This is a genomic window from Terribacillus aidingensis (assembly GCF_900215625.1).
Classification (GTDB): Bacteria; Bacillota; Bacilli; order Bacillales; family Amphibacillaceae; genus Terribacillus; species Terribacillus aidingensis.
Genome location: NZ_OBEK01000002.1, coordinates 318,618 through 336,242 on the forward strand (window position 1 = coordinate 318,618; position 17,625 = coordinate 336,242).

A 17,625-nucleotide genomic window follows, 5' to 3' on the forward strand; every position below is an offset into this window, starting at 1 on the left:
AAGAAGGAGGGCTATGCCCCCCCTTAGGTTGTTCTAAGAATTAAACCTCGTCCAGTTAACTTATTATTAAATGTGTTGAACAACTCATTCGCTCCAGAAGCATCTCCCATAAGTTTATCGATACTTATCTGAATAGGCATTGTCGTAAGAGTGGACGCATTCTGAATAGCATCCTTACGAAGAGGCATCTTTGCGTTCTGCACTTGTTGATCAGAGATACTCCGGGCTTCCTTAACAATATCTAGCACGTTTGCGGTATCATGTTGATTCAATACAATTTCTTTTTGGTGCAGCATAGCTAGCTTGCCTGTGCTCGAACCCCAAGAGCCGGTGTATCCACCTGTATCGAAGGAAGATACATTCTTACCGGTCTTATTTCCAGAAACGATTACAGTTAAAGCGTCAGATGCTTCTTTTAACCGGTCAACAAGGTTATTGGAAATACTATTACCGATTTCCTCCATATTCTTGTTAATGAAGTCTGTAAAACTAGATAGTTGCTTATTAATGTCTTTAATCTGACCATTCATGATTTTTTGTTCAATAGAATCAAAGTATCTATCATCATTAATCAAGTCATCATATTTATCATTTATAGCTTCTGTATCCTTCTCTAACTGATCGGTTAATGCTTCCTTACGCTTCTCATCTTCTCGATCTTGTAGGAACTCATCCAGTGACTCCTGGGCTTCTTCGATTTGTTTCTTAAGGTCTTCACGCTGAGATTTAGCCCATTCTGAATCGTCAAGTGAGAGTTTACCGTACTTATCTTGGAGCTCCTGTAGCTCTTTGTTTCGCTTTTCCAGTTCTTTGTTAAATTGCTCATCATCAGCTTTAGAATCGATTTCATCTATAATCTTATTGGTGGCGTCCTCAGCATTCTTAAGCTCTATATCACGCATCTTTTCGTACATTTCTTTATAAATGTCAACTACTTCATCAGACATGTTCTGATAAATGGAGGAGATAGCCTGACCAGTGTTATAAACTTCAAGGGTTAAATCTTTTTGCTTATCTTCCCAGTTTTCAATTTCAGAAGTTATTTGATCATAGAGGTCAGGGAAGCCTTTAACTGTCTTACGCTGTTCTTTGAGCTGTTTAATATAATCCTTCACAGCTTTTTGCTGTTGCTGTAGGTTTTTATATTGATCGCTGTAGTATTTGACCTGATCTTTTTCTTCTGGGGTCATTGATATTTTGTCGCTTAGATTCTCAAACTTGTCAGTAATCTTCTCATAGGCATCAGCAATTTTCTTGAGCTTTTCTTCTACTTTTGAGGACATTATAGATTCTTCAATTTGGAATAGCTGCTGCTTGTAATCCTCTAGAGTAATCTGAGCATTATTTAGCTCTTGAGAAAGCTGAACTCTTTGAGCAGCTGTTAAAGCTTTGTTAGTTTTAATTTCTCGCTGGATGAAACGAATTTTCTCTTCTTGAATACTTTTTTGCCTCTTGGTGTCGTTTAATTGCTTAGAAGTGATACTTCGCCATTTTTCAGAGGTTTCATCATACTTTTGTAATTCAGTATCATACTTTGCTAAATTAACATCTAAGTCAGCTATGCGCTTGTCATAACCTGCGAGGTATGATTCTACAATGTCATAATTCAACTGCTCTATCTGCTCATCAATGCCGGCGATTTCTGATTGTAAATTCACTACTTCGGAACGAGCATTTGCAACATTCTGCTGATTCTGAGCGACAGTAGAAGAGTAGTCCGTTAGTGCATCAAGGTAAGTATTAGGATTAATCGTATTTCCGCTCTGATCCTCAATTTGCAAATGAAGATGAGCACCAGTTGATTGACCTGTATTTCCAACTTTACCTAACTGTTGACCTGCAGCAACTCTATCACCGGCTTTTACATCCAAGCCTTTTTGCATGTGCATATACTTTGCAACAGTGCCGTCATCTTGTTGAACAACAACCCAGTATCCAGCTGATTTTGAATAAGCAGCTGTAATGACTTTACCGTTTTGCAGAGACTTAACCGGATCACCTTGTTTACCATTGGCCAAGTCAATTCCTTTATGCTTCGTGGACCCACGCTTTTCCATGTAATCAGAAGTTTGACGGAAATTGTTTTTATAGTAGTCAGCTACAGATTTTGCAGCGTCTGTTGTCTGCGTTACAACAGACCCAGCATACTTGGAGTAGTTTGCTAAAACTCTATCAGCATAGTTTTTAGGTTCTTTCCATTGACCCTGAGCAGAAGACAGTATCTTCGAAACGTTACCAGCACCAGCGTTATAGGCGTAAAGTGCTTTCTGTATATCCCCACCGAATTTCTCAAGCTGCTGAGCTATGTACTTAGTACCACCCATAATGTTTTGGTATGGGTCATAAGCGTTTTTTACACCCAAATCGCTCGCAGTACCTGGCATGAGTTGCATAAGCCCCATTGCACCAGCACCAGATCGAGCGTTAGTGTTGAAATTGGACTCCTGTTTAATTATTGCTGCGATTAGGTTGGCATCGACTCCATATTTTTGAGCAGCTTGGTTAATGTAGTCGCCGTATTTGCCACCTCCGACATTAGAGGAAAGAGGGGAGTATCCTAAGCCAGAGGAGGTTGATCCACCTGAGGTAGTAGTGACAATACCTGTGGGAGCAATGTAACCAGATTTTATCTGTCTCTCTAAAGACTTGGATTGCTCTTGCAAGATTTGCTTTTTTTCTTTGAGCATCTTGATCTCGCTTTTAACGGCGTCACGATACTTTTTAGAGTGACCAGGATAGTCATTGAGGAGGTTGTTTTGCTTTTCTATCTCTAGATTAAGCTTCTCTAAATCCAACTTGTATTTTTCAGCTACATATTTGGATGACTCAATTTCTTCTTGCTTATCCTTCTCGGATTCTGAAACATTATCGTTAGATTCAGATAACTTCTCATTGGACGTACCAACTTCATTCAATGCTGTAGATGAAGCTTCAACCATACTTTTCATTTTCTCGATGCCATCAAGATTCTCAACAATACCATCTAATTCATTACGCTGTTCCGACAAAGCTTGAATTTTAGCCATGTCTTGGCCATTCATGGTTCCACCTGAAGCGATAGTGTCACCAATCTCGTCGCCAGCTTCAGTTAGGGCTTTTCTGGCATCCGCAACGGATTTGATTGCCTCAATCTGTAAGCCGTAGTTATTAAGGATCTTAACTGTGGCGTTTGCTTGATTGATCAAATCTTGTTGAACAGCATTTTGCATGTCAGTGTAAGATTTGACTTTGGCATCTCTAAGTTTAATGATAGCATCTTGGTTAACGGAGATTACACCGTTTTGGATTGAGATAGCTCCTGCGAGATCTTCTTCATTTTGCATGAGCGTAACTGCTTCTGCTGCAGATAGCTGTTTCCCTTCGGCTAACTTTTTAAGTAGGTTATTAAGAGGGGAGACTTCATCAGTTAATGCATTATAAGCGTCACCTAGAAGTAGTTCAGTAGCTTTCTGATGCTGCTGAGTATCAACTAACTCTTGCGCTATGTCTAATAACGCTTGGTAGTTTCCTCTTGCATTCTGTATGGCCTCGTCCATTGAATCTACTGCATCAGCAGAACCCTCGAAGGCCTCGGCCATCGCGTCGCCTTCTTCTGAATAGGTCTGTGCAGCTGCTTGGGATTCAATTGTTTGTTTCTCTAGGGAACCACTAAGAATACCGACAACAGTTTCTGCGTCAGAAAGACCAACCTTTAAGGAAGTAAGAGAGGCAACTTGTTCATTATAAGCGTTAGTGCCTTCTTTTACTTTCTGACCAGAATCTGCAATCTTCTCGACAGCATCAAGCTGATCGACACTAAAACCGTCTAGGTTAAAGCCATCACCTAGATCTTTCTTAAGAGCAGAGACACGTTTAGCCAGCTCTTTGATTTGTTCAGTTGTTGTGTAACCTTTTTCTATAGATTGGTCACTAATCCATTGGATATCAACAGCAGTAAGACCTTTCATATCACCAATTACAGCAGCAATTGCCTCAGTTGATTCGACTGTTTTCTTGTTTATCTCATCAAACTTTTCACTGATATCTGCGCTTAATTCATCAGCTTTCTTTTGTGCAGATTCTGCTTGAACACCTAGAGTAACATCTCCAGATTTGTTTATTGTGTTCATAGAGTTTGCATAATTAAGCTCTTTTTCTTGTTCCTTTTGTAGTTTCTCTAGCTCCTCACGAGCTTTTTTGATGCTATCCGCATTTTGAGAAAGGGTGTTTGGAGCTTGTAGAAGAGTCTTCTGTTTTTCGAGCTCGGCTTCTCGTTCGAGGAGCTTAATACGTTCCTCAAGGATGCCGGAGTTATAGAGTATCGCATTTCCTTTTTCATCTTCTCCAGCTTTTACAGAAGGGAGGAGGGCAGCGAGCTCATTTTGAATTCGAAGATATTCTTCTTCTTGCTCGTTGTTTCGATCAATAGAGGAAAGTTTAGTGTAGGATTCAACAAGTTCATCTACCTTGTCCTTATCAGAAGAGAGAGATTCAAGAGAGGTTTCTTGGTTCTTAGTGAATTCTTCTTGCTTAGCTCGGGCATCAGCATATGCCGATGTTAATTTTTCTACTGCTAAGCCTATACCAGCAAAAACCAATCCGACACCAGTTGTAGCAAGTAAACCACGCATTGCAGTTTTAAAGACATTTGTAGCAACTGTTGCTCTAGAAGCACCTGCTTCTATATTAGCAAACTGTCTATTAGCGTCAGATAGAGAGTCTGCACCGAATATCATGGCCGTGGAAAGAATGCGGAAGTTTTTGCTTAACAAAAAGACAGCTACGGATGCTGCAGCAAAGAGGGGAGGGAGCATACCAACATTTTCAGCGAAACCGGCTAATTTTTCTAATGCACCTCCTGCTATTTCAGTGAATGCTATTATACCGTCAGATAAAAATGCCTCTCCAAGAACTAGGGAAAGTTCTGTCCATCGATTCTGTAGTATGTTTAGCCTTGCTTGCAATGAATCTGCGTATTTCTCCTGCTCACGAGCTGCGCTGCCGAAGCTACCCATTGAAACGGAAGAAGCTTCTTGCGCGGTGGAAAATCCCTCCATGAGCGCAAGAAATCGCGACAAATGCTCCCGTCCAGCCAGCGTTACAGCTGTATTCTGCTGCTGCTCTGAACTTAAGCTGTTCCACTGAGATGCTAGTTGATCAAGTATGTCAGACACAGGTCTTACATCGCCGGTCACATCTTTTACAGCGATACCTAATGAAGTCAGCTGCTCTTCAGCTGCTCCCATAGTTGTGATACGGGAGAGTATTGTTTTCAAACTGTTCGGTCCTGTTACTTTCACCTAGCAGGCTACTGACCATAAACATATGGCGGTGAAGCACTTCAACTTCACTCTCTATGTTTCCATAGATGCTCAGACTGTCGCTTCAAGTGTCATACACTTGTCTTCCCACTCAGTCGTTCAGGCTGCCATTACGCTTGCCCCTTGTCGCCCTCGTCTTAACGTTAGGGGTTCCAAGTCAATCAGGGAGGATTTTACATCAGCAACTAGTTTACCGATGATGTTTCCAGATTCACGTGTAGATGCTCCAATAGCTGTTGTATAGCCTAACAATTCATCTAAATCTGCACCAAATACGGAGGCTGTAGATCCAGCACGTCTTATGGATTGAGATAGGTCTAAAGAACTTACTGAGAACTGATTATCAACTTCGTTAATTCGATCAATTATAGATTCACTGTCCTTAGCTGCAATATTAAAATTGGTCATTGCGGCAGTGATAGACTTAACTGAATCTTCAGGAGAAAGTTCCCCTATATTCTGAAGAATCTGTGCTGACTCGGCTAAATCAGCCAATTGATCTCCTTCATAGCCTAATCTCCCAAATTCCCCCATCATTGTGAGTACATCTGGAAGAGTGTTTCCTAATTGTATACTTAAATCAATGGACTCGCTCAGTAAAGTGTTGAATTGGGAATCCGGTATATCCATTACACGTCTAATGTTGGTCATTAATGTGTCGACTTCTACAATTTGTTCTGTGATATTACGAAAAGCGTTTAACGATCCATATATTGAAGTCATTGCTACGCCCCAAGTGACGGTGCGGGCTAGGGCAGTCTGTAATTCTTGACCAAACGTATTTACATGTGAAGCAGCAGTATTAACGTTTGATGATATCTCCTTGAATTCCATATTAAGAGATTTCATTTGCTGGCTAACATTAGGGGTCTTAGCTGAAAGCGAGTTAACGGAGTTAAGGTAGTTGTTTAATCCAGCTTGGCCGTCAGGTCCTATAGCGGAGCTAAAACGTCTCTCAAGATTCTGTACATTTACTGCAGCTTGACGTTTGTAGAGCTCTAGCTGTTTCTCTAGCTCACGAGTACGTTGTCTAGCTTTTGAATCGTCATCTAGTTGAGAGATGAGCTGTCGAACTATTTCTATATCCTGTAGAGTATCAGCAATATTAATTGCATTAGACAATTTAGACAGAGTTGTAGCGGATACTTCGCCTTGCTGTTTTAATGACTTAAGTTGAGTCTCTAGCTGCTGAACAGCTTTTCTGCGCTTGTCTATATTATCAGTGGTACGGATAGAGGAGATATTTCCTTCGCGATCAGTGTTATATGTAATATCTTCATAGTTTAATCTGTTTTTTTGTTGACCGCCAAGATAATTTCCAGTGGCATCACGTTTTTCTGTTTTAGAGAGTGTTTGACCGTATTTAGTAATTTGGTCTTGAGCCACTTTCGCTGCCTGAGCTTGTTTTTGAAGAGCTTGCGTCTGCTCATTAACAAATCTGGTGGACTTTTGAAGAATTTCTCCATTTTGTTTGTGCTGCATGCTCGTTTTCTCAGTCGTTCCGTCCAATTTCTTTGTGACTGTGATTTGCTCTTCAATTACTTTATTAAGATCTTTGGCACTCTTAACATGGCCGTCTATGGATTTTGTAAATCCGTTTAGCACTTTCTCTACTTGCTTATCCATAATTACGTCTAACTTGATTGGCTTGAGTTGTTTCTGAAAGGAGGCAATTTGCTTATTAATTTCGGAAATAGAGGATTTGGAGATATCAATTTCAGATTTAATATTCAGGGCTTTAGCTTTACCTTGGAGGAGCTTAATATCTTGATTAAGCTGGTTAGTAGCTTGTCTACTGGTATCAGCAGAAGGGGAGAGTATTATTTTCAAATCTTCACTCAACATGTATCACATCCTTTCAGTATTAGCATAGATAATTTATTACAAAACAAAAGCACATTCATTAGGGGATGTGCTTTTGTTTGCTAAAGTTTCAAATATAATTTCCAATTACTTAAGCTTTTTTAATACTGCTTGAACAATATCGCTATTGAGCTCCATATCATATGATACGGGGTGAGGGAATGATGCTATGCTTTTTCAATTTTGTTTTTAGTCCTAACATATCTTTCTTCATATCCTCTGGGTACAAATCTACAAGTGGAATATTGTTTTCTCTTAAGATTCTAATTTTCTTTTCCATTCTTCTACGATAGGATTCTTTGTCTGACATTCCAAAGTATTCGACTGGTATTCCATTAATGACCCAATCAGTTTTCATCATGCCCAATCTAGGATCATCGACGATTTCTTTATAAAGCGTCGCTTTCTGATATTCTATGCCCTCATCTATAAGATAGTTTGTAATAGCTAGTTCCTTCTTTGAATCGCAAATATCGCCATTTTTACTAATGCAAGAGAAAGACTTGCCATACAAAGATTGATTAGGCGTTAAACCAGCTTCCATACATGCCGCTGAATAAGAATCAAAGTATCTAAAGTATGACATTGCTCCACAAGACATATGTTGATTAACTTCATCAATACTTGGGGTTTTTTCAAGTTCTTTTGATAGTTCTACCAAATTTTCAATAAGCTCTAATTTTATTTCTGATTTGAGTTTATCTGAATATACTTCTTTGTTCTTTTTTAATTCTAGTGTGTCATTAGCCATACTGTTAATTGAGATAGCAGATCTTTCAGGAAACAGCTTTAATAATTCAGTTATCGTACTCGTTGGATACACTTCTTTAAGTGTAATAACATCCTGATTAGACCAGGGTATCCTATTATTTATACCAAGTTTAGATGCTTTGGTGTTTATAGAGTAGGGAGATCTGTGAGGAAGTTTTTCAATAACAGCCCTAGTGCCACCTGAAATATATAATTGCCTTAGCACCTCGAGTTCATGTGTTGTCCAATGGTAATTTTCCCTCCTCAAACCTAGTTGAGAGGCTTTATGCAAGATAGTATCCTTACTATGGGAGAGATAGTCTAGCAAATCTTCCCAATCCAATTGACTGTAGTTAACCTTTAAGAAATTAATTTCCTCTTGAGTCCAGTCGTTATGCTTGTAGCATCCTAGCATCCTTAATCTATTTTGAACGGCAGAAGTACTTGTAAAATTGTATTTAGACCTAATTTCTTCATATGGGAGAGCGTTTTCGAAGTCATTAATTAATTCTTGGTCTGTATACTGTACAAACCTGTTCTCTTGTCCTTTAGGTAGTGGTAACTCAAGCAGCTTGCACAAGTTCGCTAAATTGCCAAAATGTTTTTTGATCGCTCGATATTCATAATCTTTAAAGTCTGACATGGCTAAGGGTCTTTGCAATCGTAAGTAATTATCATAAACGATTTGTTTTATTTCGTTCGTATTTAAATTATCATGTCCATACCTATACTCGTAAGAAACAGTAAGACCTAGTGAGTTAGCTTTGTGGCGTATGGTACTTTCAGACCTAGGTATCATTAATTTCTCATTAATAAGTTTGATATCGTTAAAGGCATAGTACTTTCTTAAAACATTCTCGTCATGTTTGTACCAGCCGTTAGCAGATAATAAATTAAGCTCTTTTAGGAAATTGTCGTAAGAGCCGCATAATCTTATAAAAGGAGCAACTGTGGGTAGTAATGGATCATTTTTTAGGTCTGAAGCAGTGGGGTACCTTTTGTTGATAACTAAGTAATCCCAAAATATACGTTCAAGAGTTTCACGGTCATATGTAATCTTCGTATATTGTTCCATGTTTTTATCGCAAGTACACTTTGGGTTGTATCTTAAATTTCTGTGCATTTTCTCTATGATGCTGCCGCAGGTGCAGATAATTACTAGAGGTGTGCTAACTAAATCAACTATCATACTTTTATTTAGTACCTTGAATCCTTTTTTACTCAATTCATTAACAGCTTGAGAAATCGGATTTCTTAGCTTCTTTTGTTTTCCACAGTCTCGACAGTAGGGACGATTAGGCAACTTGTTAATTGACTGAAAACATATTTTTCCACATGAACATTGAAATTTCATTTTAGTCTTACTATCCACATATTTGTCTTCAAGTAAACTAAGATCATAGGTTGCAAATCTTTGTTTAGCGACCGATATATCCATTTTATTGTGAGCTTTTAATGGTTTGGTTGTTTGTCTTCTGTCTCTGCGCAAACCTAATGTATGTGCTTTTTTAGCTATTGAACTCCAATTTCTATGTACAGATAAAGAAGAAATTATCTCCTCTTGACTTGCGCAACAAAATTTCTCTTGTAAAATTGCTATATCTGATTCATTCCATGCAGCCAGTTTTAACAACTCCCTAATATTGTTCCACTTATATTAATGCCAGGAAGGAGGTAGGGAATTTCCTATTTAGATTAAGTAGTTAATTCAATCCAATCCTTTCCCTATAAATCAGTATAATTATGATTTATTTATTTGCAAAAGAAAAATGAGAATATTATCCATATTTAAATCTACGCCTTAACTTATATGAGATGTAGAACTTAAACACGGATTATTTCAAAAGAGAAGAGGGATTTTACATTAGAACATATTAACTATAATAATATTATCGTTAATGTCATCAAAGGAGGAGAGTATATTTTTTAAATCTTCACTCAAAATTTATCACATCGAAACAAACAAAAATACAACCACTTAAGATGCGGTTGTGTTTTTGTTCATCGCAATTTTAAATATACCTTCCCATTGTTCAAGTTTTTTTAGCACTGCTTGAACGACTTCGCCATTCTTTGGGAACCCTTTTTCTTGTGGAGATCCAGGTATGAGGGAGGGGAGGAATTCTACATATAGAACAGGCTTTTCGACGTCTGCGGTATTAATTTTTAGAGTTGCTTTTTTAATTAGCTCGTCATGCCTTCGATCAGAGGATAGACCGCCTATAATGGCACCAACACCTCCAGCAATTACCCCACCAATTAGAGCTCCACCAATTTGCTGAGTACGGGAGACTTTTGATACTGTTTCACCATTTAATTCAAATGAAGCATCCAAAACTTTGTCAGCCGAAAAGGAATACTCTTGAATAGTGCTACTGGAAGTTCTCTGGTAATACTTAAATAAGTTCACATCTTTATTGTAAGCAATTTTAGTTTGACCATCTAAGCCAGGGAAAAAGAGATCGCCATGAAACTCTTTATCATATTCAGCCATATGATTTAACACTGCATCTTGTTCTTCACTTTTTCTTTTAGAGTGTTTTCTCATTGCTGCAACAATAGCCAGCCAGATACCAAATATTATTACCCACCACAGTATGGCTATAATAAACACCACCATATATTTTTTTGTATATTATACCATAGATTGGGAGAAGTGGGAAAACTGACTTCACACTATAATTTTGATAAAGATGTAAAAATCAACCAAGGACATGGCTTTGAATAAAAGAGAGATTTTATATTAAAACATATCAGCAACATCATCATCATCGTCATTTAAATTATAGAAGTTATTAGTGGTACTAGAATCTTTGTGACCAAGTAATTTCTGTGCTTTGGTTAACTTTCCGTCAGAATCCTTAATTAGATGGGAAGATCGACTAGCTCGGACGATATGAGGGTTTACGCGTCTTCCAATAATGTCCGAGATGATTTCTTTAAACCAGTAGTTAACTGCAGAAGCATGTAATGGCTGGTATTCGTTATTTTGTTTGGACACAAATATGAATTCGCAATTATCTTCACCTCTATGTTCAAGCCACAACTTTATATGTCCCATAGCTTCATCTGAGAGGAGGAGAGGTCTAAGTAATCCTTGCTCACCTTTGCCTTTAGTTCTGACATCATGGGTTCTGTACGCGCCAACGCTATTACCAACTTTGTCTTTGAGGGGCTCATATGAGATAATTTCCTTCTTCAACTGAACGAACTCTGATCGTCTTGATCCTGTATCATATAGCACGCTGAAAGCAGCTAAAATTTGATATTGCTCAGCTTCTAATAAAGCATCTTTTACATTTTGGATTTCTACTTTTGTGAGAGGAACTTTACTGTAGACTTTATTAGGGGAGGGGTTAGGCACACCTTCTATGAAGTTTCTAAATGTGAGGAAGTTGTCGTCATCCTCGTAAAAGTTTAAGAGGTATTTATTCATAGAAGAAACGGCAGAACGCTTAAACTTAATTCCATTGGAAGACATTCCTCTACGGACTAAGTAGTTCTGATATCTCATGAATTCTTTCTTTTTAATCTTGTATACTTCTTTGCCACCTAAAGCTTCTTGAACCCAACTGTAGAAAATTCTTAGTCCAGATTTATATTGGTCTAAAGTTTTAGGGGAGAGATGTACTGATTCGTAAAGATATTCTTCAACTAATTCACGGTTAAAAGGATTGACCCTCGACCACTGTTCGTCTGTAACTTCATCTATTTTCTTCGCTCTTTCACGAAGCATATTTTTCTTAATGTCAGCCAATAATCATCACCAACTTTATTACTTAGTTTTAATTCCCATGCTGTTTAAATCCTTAGCTAAGGCACTAACCAAGCGGCCATCTTCCAAATTACGTCTAGTGTTTGCCATGAATGGCCTAGGCTGCTCATAGCTATATCCAAAGCCTTGAAATTGATATTTCTCACCAGTTTCGACTACAGTAGCAACATCTCTGTATCCATCTACTCTAACGTTATCTAAAGAAACTCCATTGGCCTCGTTCTCAGTGACAAAAGATTTTTTTAATTCCCCAGTACGCTGATACCGCTGGGGCTCATAAGCGTTATATACGTCTTGCTGCACATGTTGGTCACCAGTTTCAACCATGACTTGCTTAACGTTGCTGTTTGTTTGTTGCATGGCGTTAATAGCAGCTTTTTCAATCATAGCTTGAATCTGAACCATATTCTTGGCCATCAGTTACTCGCCTTCTGTTTGAACTTCTTCTTCCAATTCGACAACTTTCTGAACAAGATCTTCTAGCTTTTGCTGATCCATATTTTTCAGTTCAACCAATTGTCTGTCAATTGAATCCATCATTTTTACCACACGTTGGTAACTTTCCTTGGGAAAGGCCTCAAGAATAAGAGGGTAGATATCCGAGTTTCTAATTTGAAGGTAAGTATTAAACTTATTTTTTAAGTGTGAAGAGATCTCCAGATCAGCAAATGTTTTAATAATCATGAAAAATAACCATTCTTGGCGACCTACGGATGCTAGATCAATCTTTTCTGCTTTTGCTTGTTCAAAGTCAGTAAGAAATTCAATGAGCATCTCTTTTACTTTAGTAGGAGAGAAGAGTGGATAAATGAAAGCATGTACATCTTCAGTAAGCTGTACTTTTTCTTTTTTGTCATACTTCTTAGCATCGCTTTTCAACAACTGTAGCGTTAATTTCTTTGACATATATAATTTCCTCCTTAAAAATCCAAATGAAAGGAGAGGGGGAGACCCCTCTCAATTATTCAACTGTTTCTTCTACAGCAATAGGTTCTGAATCTTGAACTGACTCAGCAGGTTCAGTTACTTCTGGTTCAGGTTCTGGCTCTGGCTCTGGTGTAGCCACAGGCTCTGGCTCAGTAGTTACTGGCTCGACTGTGGCATCCTTAGGGAGTAGTGGAGCGTGGAACTTCGAAGAAGCGACCAATCTTATTGTCTTCGGTCATTGCGTTAAAGTTTAGCTCTGGTGTTAGAGGTGTACCGTTCTCGAGAGAAAGTTCGACTGCCCCGGAAGGAACAACGTTATCAAACTGAACATATAGATCACTTACTACAGCATTGGTATCTGGATTATAAGTGATAGTACGGTATTCCACTTCATAGGACTCAGAGAACTTATCTGCTGCAATTTCAACAAGTTTACCGGTTGCTTCAACCTTGTAAATTGCTTTCAGACGTTCCCCTTGTTCAGCAAAGTCAACAGGGATAGTACCATCTGCAGCTACCTTCTTATTCACACCATCTAGGTTAGTAAAAACAACTTCTCCTTCTGCTGGAACTTCACTCAATGTGAAGGCTCCTGCATCTCCAACCGTTACAGTTTCGATTTTGTTAACCAAAGCCTTGCCGTCACGTTCAACAGCAACACCTTGAGTCATTGCGAGCCATTCTAGGTCGAACAACGCGTTTCGTACTGCAAGAGAAACCTCTTTAGCACTACGGATTAGAGCGATATCGCGGTTACCAATACCACCTTTAAGCCGTTCTTCTGTCACAGCCTGAGAGATAGATGCCATCTGCGCCTCAGTTGTGAATACGATGTGGCCATCTCTTTTACGCTTAAACGTTACGTCAGCTGTATCAGAGATAACAGTTTTGTTAATAGACATTTAGTTTCCTCCTTGTAAAATGCATATAAAAAGACAGCTATTAGCTGTCTTAAAAAGCTTTCTTAATTTCATTGAACTGACCTTGAGATAGCTCATGTCTTTCTTCCTGGTAAAGATCAATGTGTTTTGACCAACTGTCAATTTTCATTTTTTCGGCAGATACAGTCGCAAATAGGGTGGCTGTTTCGTAAGCAAATCCCTGTGCGATACGCTGATACTCCATGAAAAACTGATAGATGGTCAAGTTGGCTATCGCATTATATGAAGGCTTACTACCAAACACAGAAATACTAGTTGCCATATCAGAGAACGAAATCATCTCAGCATCTTGAGCTTTTACACGCTTACTTCTCTCCCAGGCTCGTTGAATCTCTGGGTTAGGGTTAATTAACTCTTCTTTCATGCAATTCATTCTCATGACCAACTGTCTTATTTGTTGAAAGTTATCCTCGCTGATCCGATTCATGATAGTGTCATCATTGAAAACATGACTGAAGACTTCTGAATAAGCTTCATTGAAAGAAGGTAAATTGCCGCTAATCTGAAACAAAGTTACTCGATCATCTTGAAAGACTTCTATGAGCATATCATGTTTGCCTGTTTTATTGTCTTTGTGAAGCTCGTTGATAATCTCTAATTTACTCATTTTTACGTAATTCATGAAGGGCTGTAAGCGGGGGTAATCTTCTACTTTAATAAAGTGGCAAGTGCCTATATCGGTTTCTATCGGCATCCCTAAGATGAAATACTCCTCATTGTACCGTTCCATTATTGACCCGACCCAAACTGAAAGACGTTACTGTAACCTACGAATTCACTAGGTAAGTTAGCGATTTGGCCACCTCCAGCATCCTTTGTTTTATTGATACCGGCCACGTTTTGATGCAGGAGTAGCTGACAAATCCGGTCTGTAATTCTCATAGTGCGAAAATCTTCGTTTTCATAATCACTGTGAGCAATAACATCGAATATGATCTGCTTAGTGCTGTACTTGTCATTGTTTACATCTGCAGCTCTTCGACCCATATAAAACATTAGTCTGCATTGAGGTGTGGTTAAATCGCTAGTGACCTTAGTTTTTTTAATAGACTTTTTAATAATATTCCATTTTGTCTCTTCATCCATTTCAGTAATGTTAGGCAGGTCTTCTGAGAGGGGATCAGGCTGGGTGTTAAATAAATCTTCAGGGGGATAGTGTAGGAGTCTTAAAAGAGATTCATCGCTACTTAAAGTGTTATAGATATCAGCAAGCATACTATAATTCATTTCCATTAGGAGTTCACCATCCTTTTAGCGTAGATGATGAGTATACCTTTTTCATTAATAACCTTTGTTCTATCAATCCCTACAAATTGATAATTCTGACCGTAGAATTCATGAATTTTGCCTTCTTCTAGATCAGAATGAACCTTGTAAGGCATCGTAATAGATAAATCAGAATCAGGAACATTGATAGGCTTGCCATCAGTAAAGGATGGAGCTGATACGCTAATGTAGCAAGGATGACTAGTTGACTCACCTTTAATAATCTTATACTGAGGTTCTTTAAGTTTGTTGTAGCCCAATAATATTTTTTCGTCCTTACCAGCCAATGAAAATTCGTTATTGCAAAGGTATATCATTGCCTTTTTATAAGTACGATAGTTTTCTGGCAAAGTGACTACTAACCAACTTTCTTCCGAAGTGAGCACGACACTGCCTCTATTAATCTCATCAGGACGACCATATATATACTTACCCATTCCATCTACATTATTGAATTTGGACTTAAGTAGGATTCTACTTTCTGCACCATCAATTAGGGCGCTTTGAGAGTCATATCCATTTAAGGCCATTTCAACAATTTTACTAGAATCGTGTAGCATCTTTTCTTCTACAGTAACCTCGTGGTAGTTAGAGTAATCCCTTATTTTCATCACCACATTTCAACTGGTCGTTAATCTTGGTGATCTCAGCACTAACTGTCAAAATGGTGTCCCTAATTTCTGCTAGAGCTGGATCACTTAACAGTGGTTTATTTAAATATTCCTCTAGCTTAAAAAGGACTCCGTTGTTTTTCTTGCTCAGTCTGCTGCAGAAAAGATACAGGGACTCATCCTCGAGTTTTCCAGAAGAGGGGTTGTGCTTTGAAATCCAATGATTACTCATAGGAAATCCTCCTCGTTGTTCATAATCAAAACTCTTAGAGCGTCTTTATCTTCAGCTATCGAACTTTCAATTGATCTAATCTGAGCACTGTAATTCCTGAATCCGATGTCACCGTTGAACGGTTGATATACTCCTTGAAAAGCAGTTAATTGGTTCTTACGAAAAATTAACTTAATGAAGTAGGCTAGGATCAGCAGTTCACTATCGCTTAAAGCCTTATTAATAGTTTCTGATGCATCATCACAGGTAATAGCGGTATCCATCTTATTATTGAAGTGCTTAACGCCATTGTGAATGGTTGCATATACCTTTTCTTCTGACTTAGGTAAGTCGATTTCAGGAAATTGCCCATTGTCCATAAAAGCTGTCCAGATTTGATCGTAGGTAGTCATATAATGACCCCCTTATTATTCAAAGAGAAGAGAAGGGTCGCCATTTGGAACTTCCATCCACTCTGCTAAAAACTTAGCTTTGCTAGCTGTGAGATCCATCTTTTGAGCAACATCGATTACGAATTGTTTCTCTTCTTCTACTGTTATCTTGCTTAGCTTACTCTTCATAGCATTTACGTTACCTTTGAGAATGGCTTCGATTTCTTCCTCTGTATGAGTATTCGAAGTGTATGTCTCTTTGTCCAAGATATTATCTACAATTTCTGTAACATCAGCATTTGCTTTGTCTTCTACAATGTAGAGTTCACCTTCATCAAAACAACGAGAATTCATTGTGAGCCACTCAACAACTTCTTGTGGAATATCTTTAGAATCAATCTTCCCGTTTTTGCTACCATTCCAAGTAAACACTCTACGAGATCCATCTGCTGTGTAATTAACTACATAAGGGGTGTTACGTCTTCTAGCTACTTTAATTTTGCTCAATATAATATTCCTCCTAAATAATCCTAGTAATAGGCAGGGGGGAACCCTGCCCGATGGTTAATTAAAGTTGTACAGCTGCGTCTTCTTTAACTAGTCCGATCGCTTCACCAAATACCATAGTTACAGAAGCATCTTGAGTTAGTTTCATTTTAATACGTTCATCTTCCATGTCTGTTGCAGTAGTTTGTTTCAACCCGCCGTATTCAACAACACTGAATGGTTTCTGAGAAACACCACCGGCAAACATGAAGCCTTTGTTAACTGGCAGCTCTGTTTTGGAGTTAGTTTCGTCCAGGAATGGATTCACTAAAGTCACTGCAGTTGTACGGCCAATAGTAGTAGGGTTAAGTGCTGTTAGCAATTCTTTCTTAATATCATCTGTAAGCAATTTATTGAAAGTATTGTCTGAAGCTTGTTGCATAGCAAAGTGATCTACAAGCAATGCATCGCCAATGAAGACGGGGCGGCCACCATACCGCTGTAGGGTAGATGCTACTTTGTTGTATTGAGTAAGAGTTAGGTTGGATCCAGCTGCGATGTTGGCTGCAGGGATCTTTCCAGATGCTCGAGCAGCTTCAATAAGCTTGTAGATATTATCCAAGTAAAGACGAACTTTAGCCTGAGCTACATCATTGACTAACTTGTTGAAGAACTCTACGGAATCACGTACAAGGTCAAGAGGCTCATAGTAGAAACCAGTAGATAGATGCTGTGGCTCAAGAGTTACAGTTTTACGACCTTCAACTCGGACTAGGTCAACGCCAGAACCGGTTGCCGACCACATAACCTTCGCTTTGTTTTTCTGAGGGATCTTAAGCTGCTTGAACGTTCCAGGAGCGGCTGTATCAAGATCTGCCATAATACCAAGGATGTCTGTAACAACTGGCTTTGCAATTTGATCAGCTTGTTCGACAACCAGGTTGTTAAACTGATGCAACATAGAGGGATCTGGATTTGTATAACCATCATTAAAGACTGCTTTGATGTAAGACTTAATGTCTGCTTTATCTGTTTCTTGCATTTGGTTTTGACGAACGCGGCTCATAAGAGCTCGCAATTGACCAGTATTTAGTTTCATATGT

General features: G+C 38.6%; 15 protein-coding genes. All 15 read right to left on the minus strand.

Features of this window, described 5'->3' with window-relative positions:
• Positions 1-23: 23 nt before the first annotated feature.
• Positions 24-5,255, minus strand: a complete 5,232-nt coding sequence (locus CRO17_RS06895; RefSeq protein ID WP_143595996.1) for a phage tail tape measure protein — start codon at positions 5,253-5,255, stop codon at positions 24-26.
• 144 nt (positions 5,256-5,399) lie between these two features.
• Positions 5,400-7,145 carry a phage tail tape measure protein gene (locus tag CRO17_RS06900; protein ID WP_097040660.1) on the minus strand — a complete coding sequence of 582 codons (1,746 nt, stop codon included), beginning with the start codon at positions 7,143-7,145 and terminating at the stop codon, positions 5,400-5,402.
• A gap of 157 nt (positions 7,146-7,302) precedes the next feature.
• The gene (locus CRO17_RS06905; RefSeq protein ID WP_097040662.1) at positions 7,303-9,546 is read right to left on the minus strand and encodes a homing endonuclease associated repeat-containing protein; all 2,244 of its coding nucleotides are present in this window, start codon (positions 9,544-9,546) and stop codon (positions 7,303-7,305) included.
• 345 nt (positions 9,547-9,891) lie between these two features.
• Entirely contained in the window at positions 9,892-10,533 is a 642-nt protein-coding gene (locus CRO17_RS06910) for a hypothetical protein (protein WP_143595997.1), read from the minus strand.
• A gap of 123 nt (positions 10,534-10,656) precedes the next feature.
• Complete coding sequence (locus CRO17_RS06915; protein ID WP_097040666.1) at positions 10,657-11,670, minus strand: tyrosine-type recombinase/integrase; 1,014 nt, start codon at positions 11,668-11,670, stop codon at positions 10,657-10,659.
• Positions 11,671-11,688: 18 nt separating this feature from the next.
• A complete protein-coding gene (locus CRO17_RS06920) occupies positions 11,689-12,105 on the minus strand; it encodes a hypothetical protein (protein ID WP_097040668.1) in 417 nt (138 codons plus the stop codon).
• A 3-nt stretch (positions 12,106-12,108) separates the two neighbouring features.
• A complete protein-coding gene (locus CRO17_RS06925) occupies positions 12,109-12,594 on the minus strand; it encodes a hypothetical protein (RefSeq protein WP_097040670.1) in 486 nt (161 codons plus the stop codon).
• A 200-nt stretch (positions 12,595-12,794) separates the two neighbouring features.
• A complete protein-coding gene (locus CRO17_RS06930; protein ID WP_097040672.1) occupies positions 12,795-13,517 on the minus strand; it encodes a hypothetical protein in 723 nt (240 codons plus the stop codon).
• A 49-nt stretch (positions 13,518-13,566) separates the two neighbouring features.
• Complete coding sequence (locus CRO17_RS06935; protein WP_097040674.1) at positions 13,567-14,250, minus strand: hypothetical protein; 684 nt, start codon at positions 14,248-14,250, stop codon at positions 13,567-13,569.
• A 35-nt stretch (positions 14,251-14,285) separates the two neighbouring features.
• Positions 14,286-14,789, minus strand: a complete 504-nt coding sequence (locus CRO17_RS06940; RefSeq protein ID WP_097040676.1) for a hypothetical protein — start codon at positions 14,787-14,789, stop codon at positions 14,286-14,288.
• Entirely contained in the window at positions 14,789-15,433 is a 645-nt protein-coding gene (locus CRO17_RS06945; RefSeq protein WP_143595998.1) for a hypothetical protein, read from the minus strand. Before CRO17_RS06945 ends, CRO17_RS06940 begins: the two co-directional genes overlap by 1 nt.
• A complete protein-coding gene (locus CRO17_RS06950) occupies positions 15,411-15,665 on the minus strand; it encodes a hypothetical protein (RefSeq protein WP_097040681.1) in 255 nt (84 codons plus the stop codon). The genes CRO17_RS06945 and CRO17_RS06950 overlap by 23 nt, the downstream gene beginning before the upstream one ends.
• Positions 15,662-16,057, minus strand: coding sequence for a hypothetical protein (locus tag CRO17_RS06955; protein ID WP_097040682.1), 396 nt, complete (start codon positions 16,055-16,057; stop codon positions 15,662-15,664). The genes CRO17_RS06950 and CRO17_RS06955 overlap by 4 nt, the downstream gene beginning before the upstream one ends.
• A 15-nt stretch (positions 16,058-16,072) precedes the next feature.
• Positions 16,073-16,543, minus strand: a complete 471-nt coding sequence (locus CRO17_RS06960; protein WP_245864690.1) for a hypothetical protein — start codon at positions 16,541-16,543, stop codon at positions 16,073-16,075.
• A gap of 61 nt (positions 16,544-16,604) precedes the next feature.
• Positions 16,605-17,621 (minus strand): hypothetical protein, encoded by a 1,017-nt coding sequence (locus tag CRO17_RS06965; RefSeq protein ID WP_097040686.1) that lies wholly within the window; start codon positions 17,619-17,621, stop codon positions 16,605-16,607.
• Positions 17,622-17,625 lie beyond the last annotated feature (4 nt).

Coding starts and splice junctions, on each gene's coding strand:
- CRO17_RS06935 (WP_097040674.1), bottom strand. CDS start 14,250: ATGCCGATAGAAACCGATATAGGCACTTGCCACTTTATTAAAGTAGAA.
- CRO17_RS06910 (WP_143595997.1), bottom strand. CDS start 10,533: ATGGTGGTGTTTATTATAGCCATACTGTGGTGGGTAATAATATTTGGT.
- CRO17_RS06920 (WP_097040668.1), bottom strand. CDS start 12,105: ATGGCCAAGAATATGGTTCAGATTCAAGCTATGATTGAAAAAGCTGCT.
- CRO17_RS06950 (WP_097040681.1), bottom strand. CDS start 15,665: ATGAGTAATCATTGGATTTCAAAGCACAACCCCTCTTCTGGAAAACTC.
- CRO17_RS06965 (WP_097040686.1), bottom strand. CDS start 17,621: ATGAAACTAAATACTGGTCAATTGCGAGCTCTTATGAGCCGCGTTCGT.
- CRO17_RS06900 (WP_097040660.1), bottom strand. CDS start 7,145: ATGTTGAGTGAAGATTTGAAAATAATACTCTCCCCTTCTGCTGATACC.
- CRO17_RS06955 (WP_097040682.1), bottom strand. CDS start 16,057: ATGACTACCTACGATCAAATCTGGACAGCTTTTATGGACAATGGGCAA.
- CRO17_RS06945 (WP_143595998.1), bottom strand. CDS start 15,433: ATGAAAATAAGGGATTACTCTAACTACCACGAGGTTACTGTAGAAGAA.
- CRO17_RS06925 (WP_097040670.1), bottom strand. CDS start 12,594: ATGTCAAAGAAATTAACGCTACAGTTGTTGAAAAGCGATGCTAAGAAG.
- CRO17_RS06940 (WP_097040676.1), bottom strand. CDS start 14,789: ATGGAAATGAATTATAGTATGCTTGCTGATATCTATAACACTTTAAGT.
- CRO17_RS06930 (WP_097040672.1), bottom strand. CDS start 13,517: ATGTCTATTAACAAAACTGTTATCTCTGATACAGCTGACGTAACGTTT.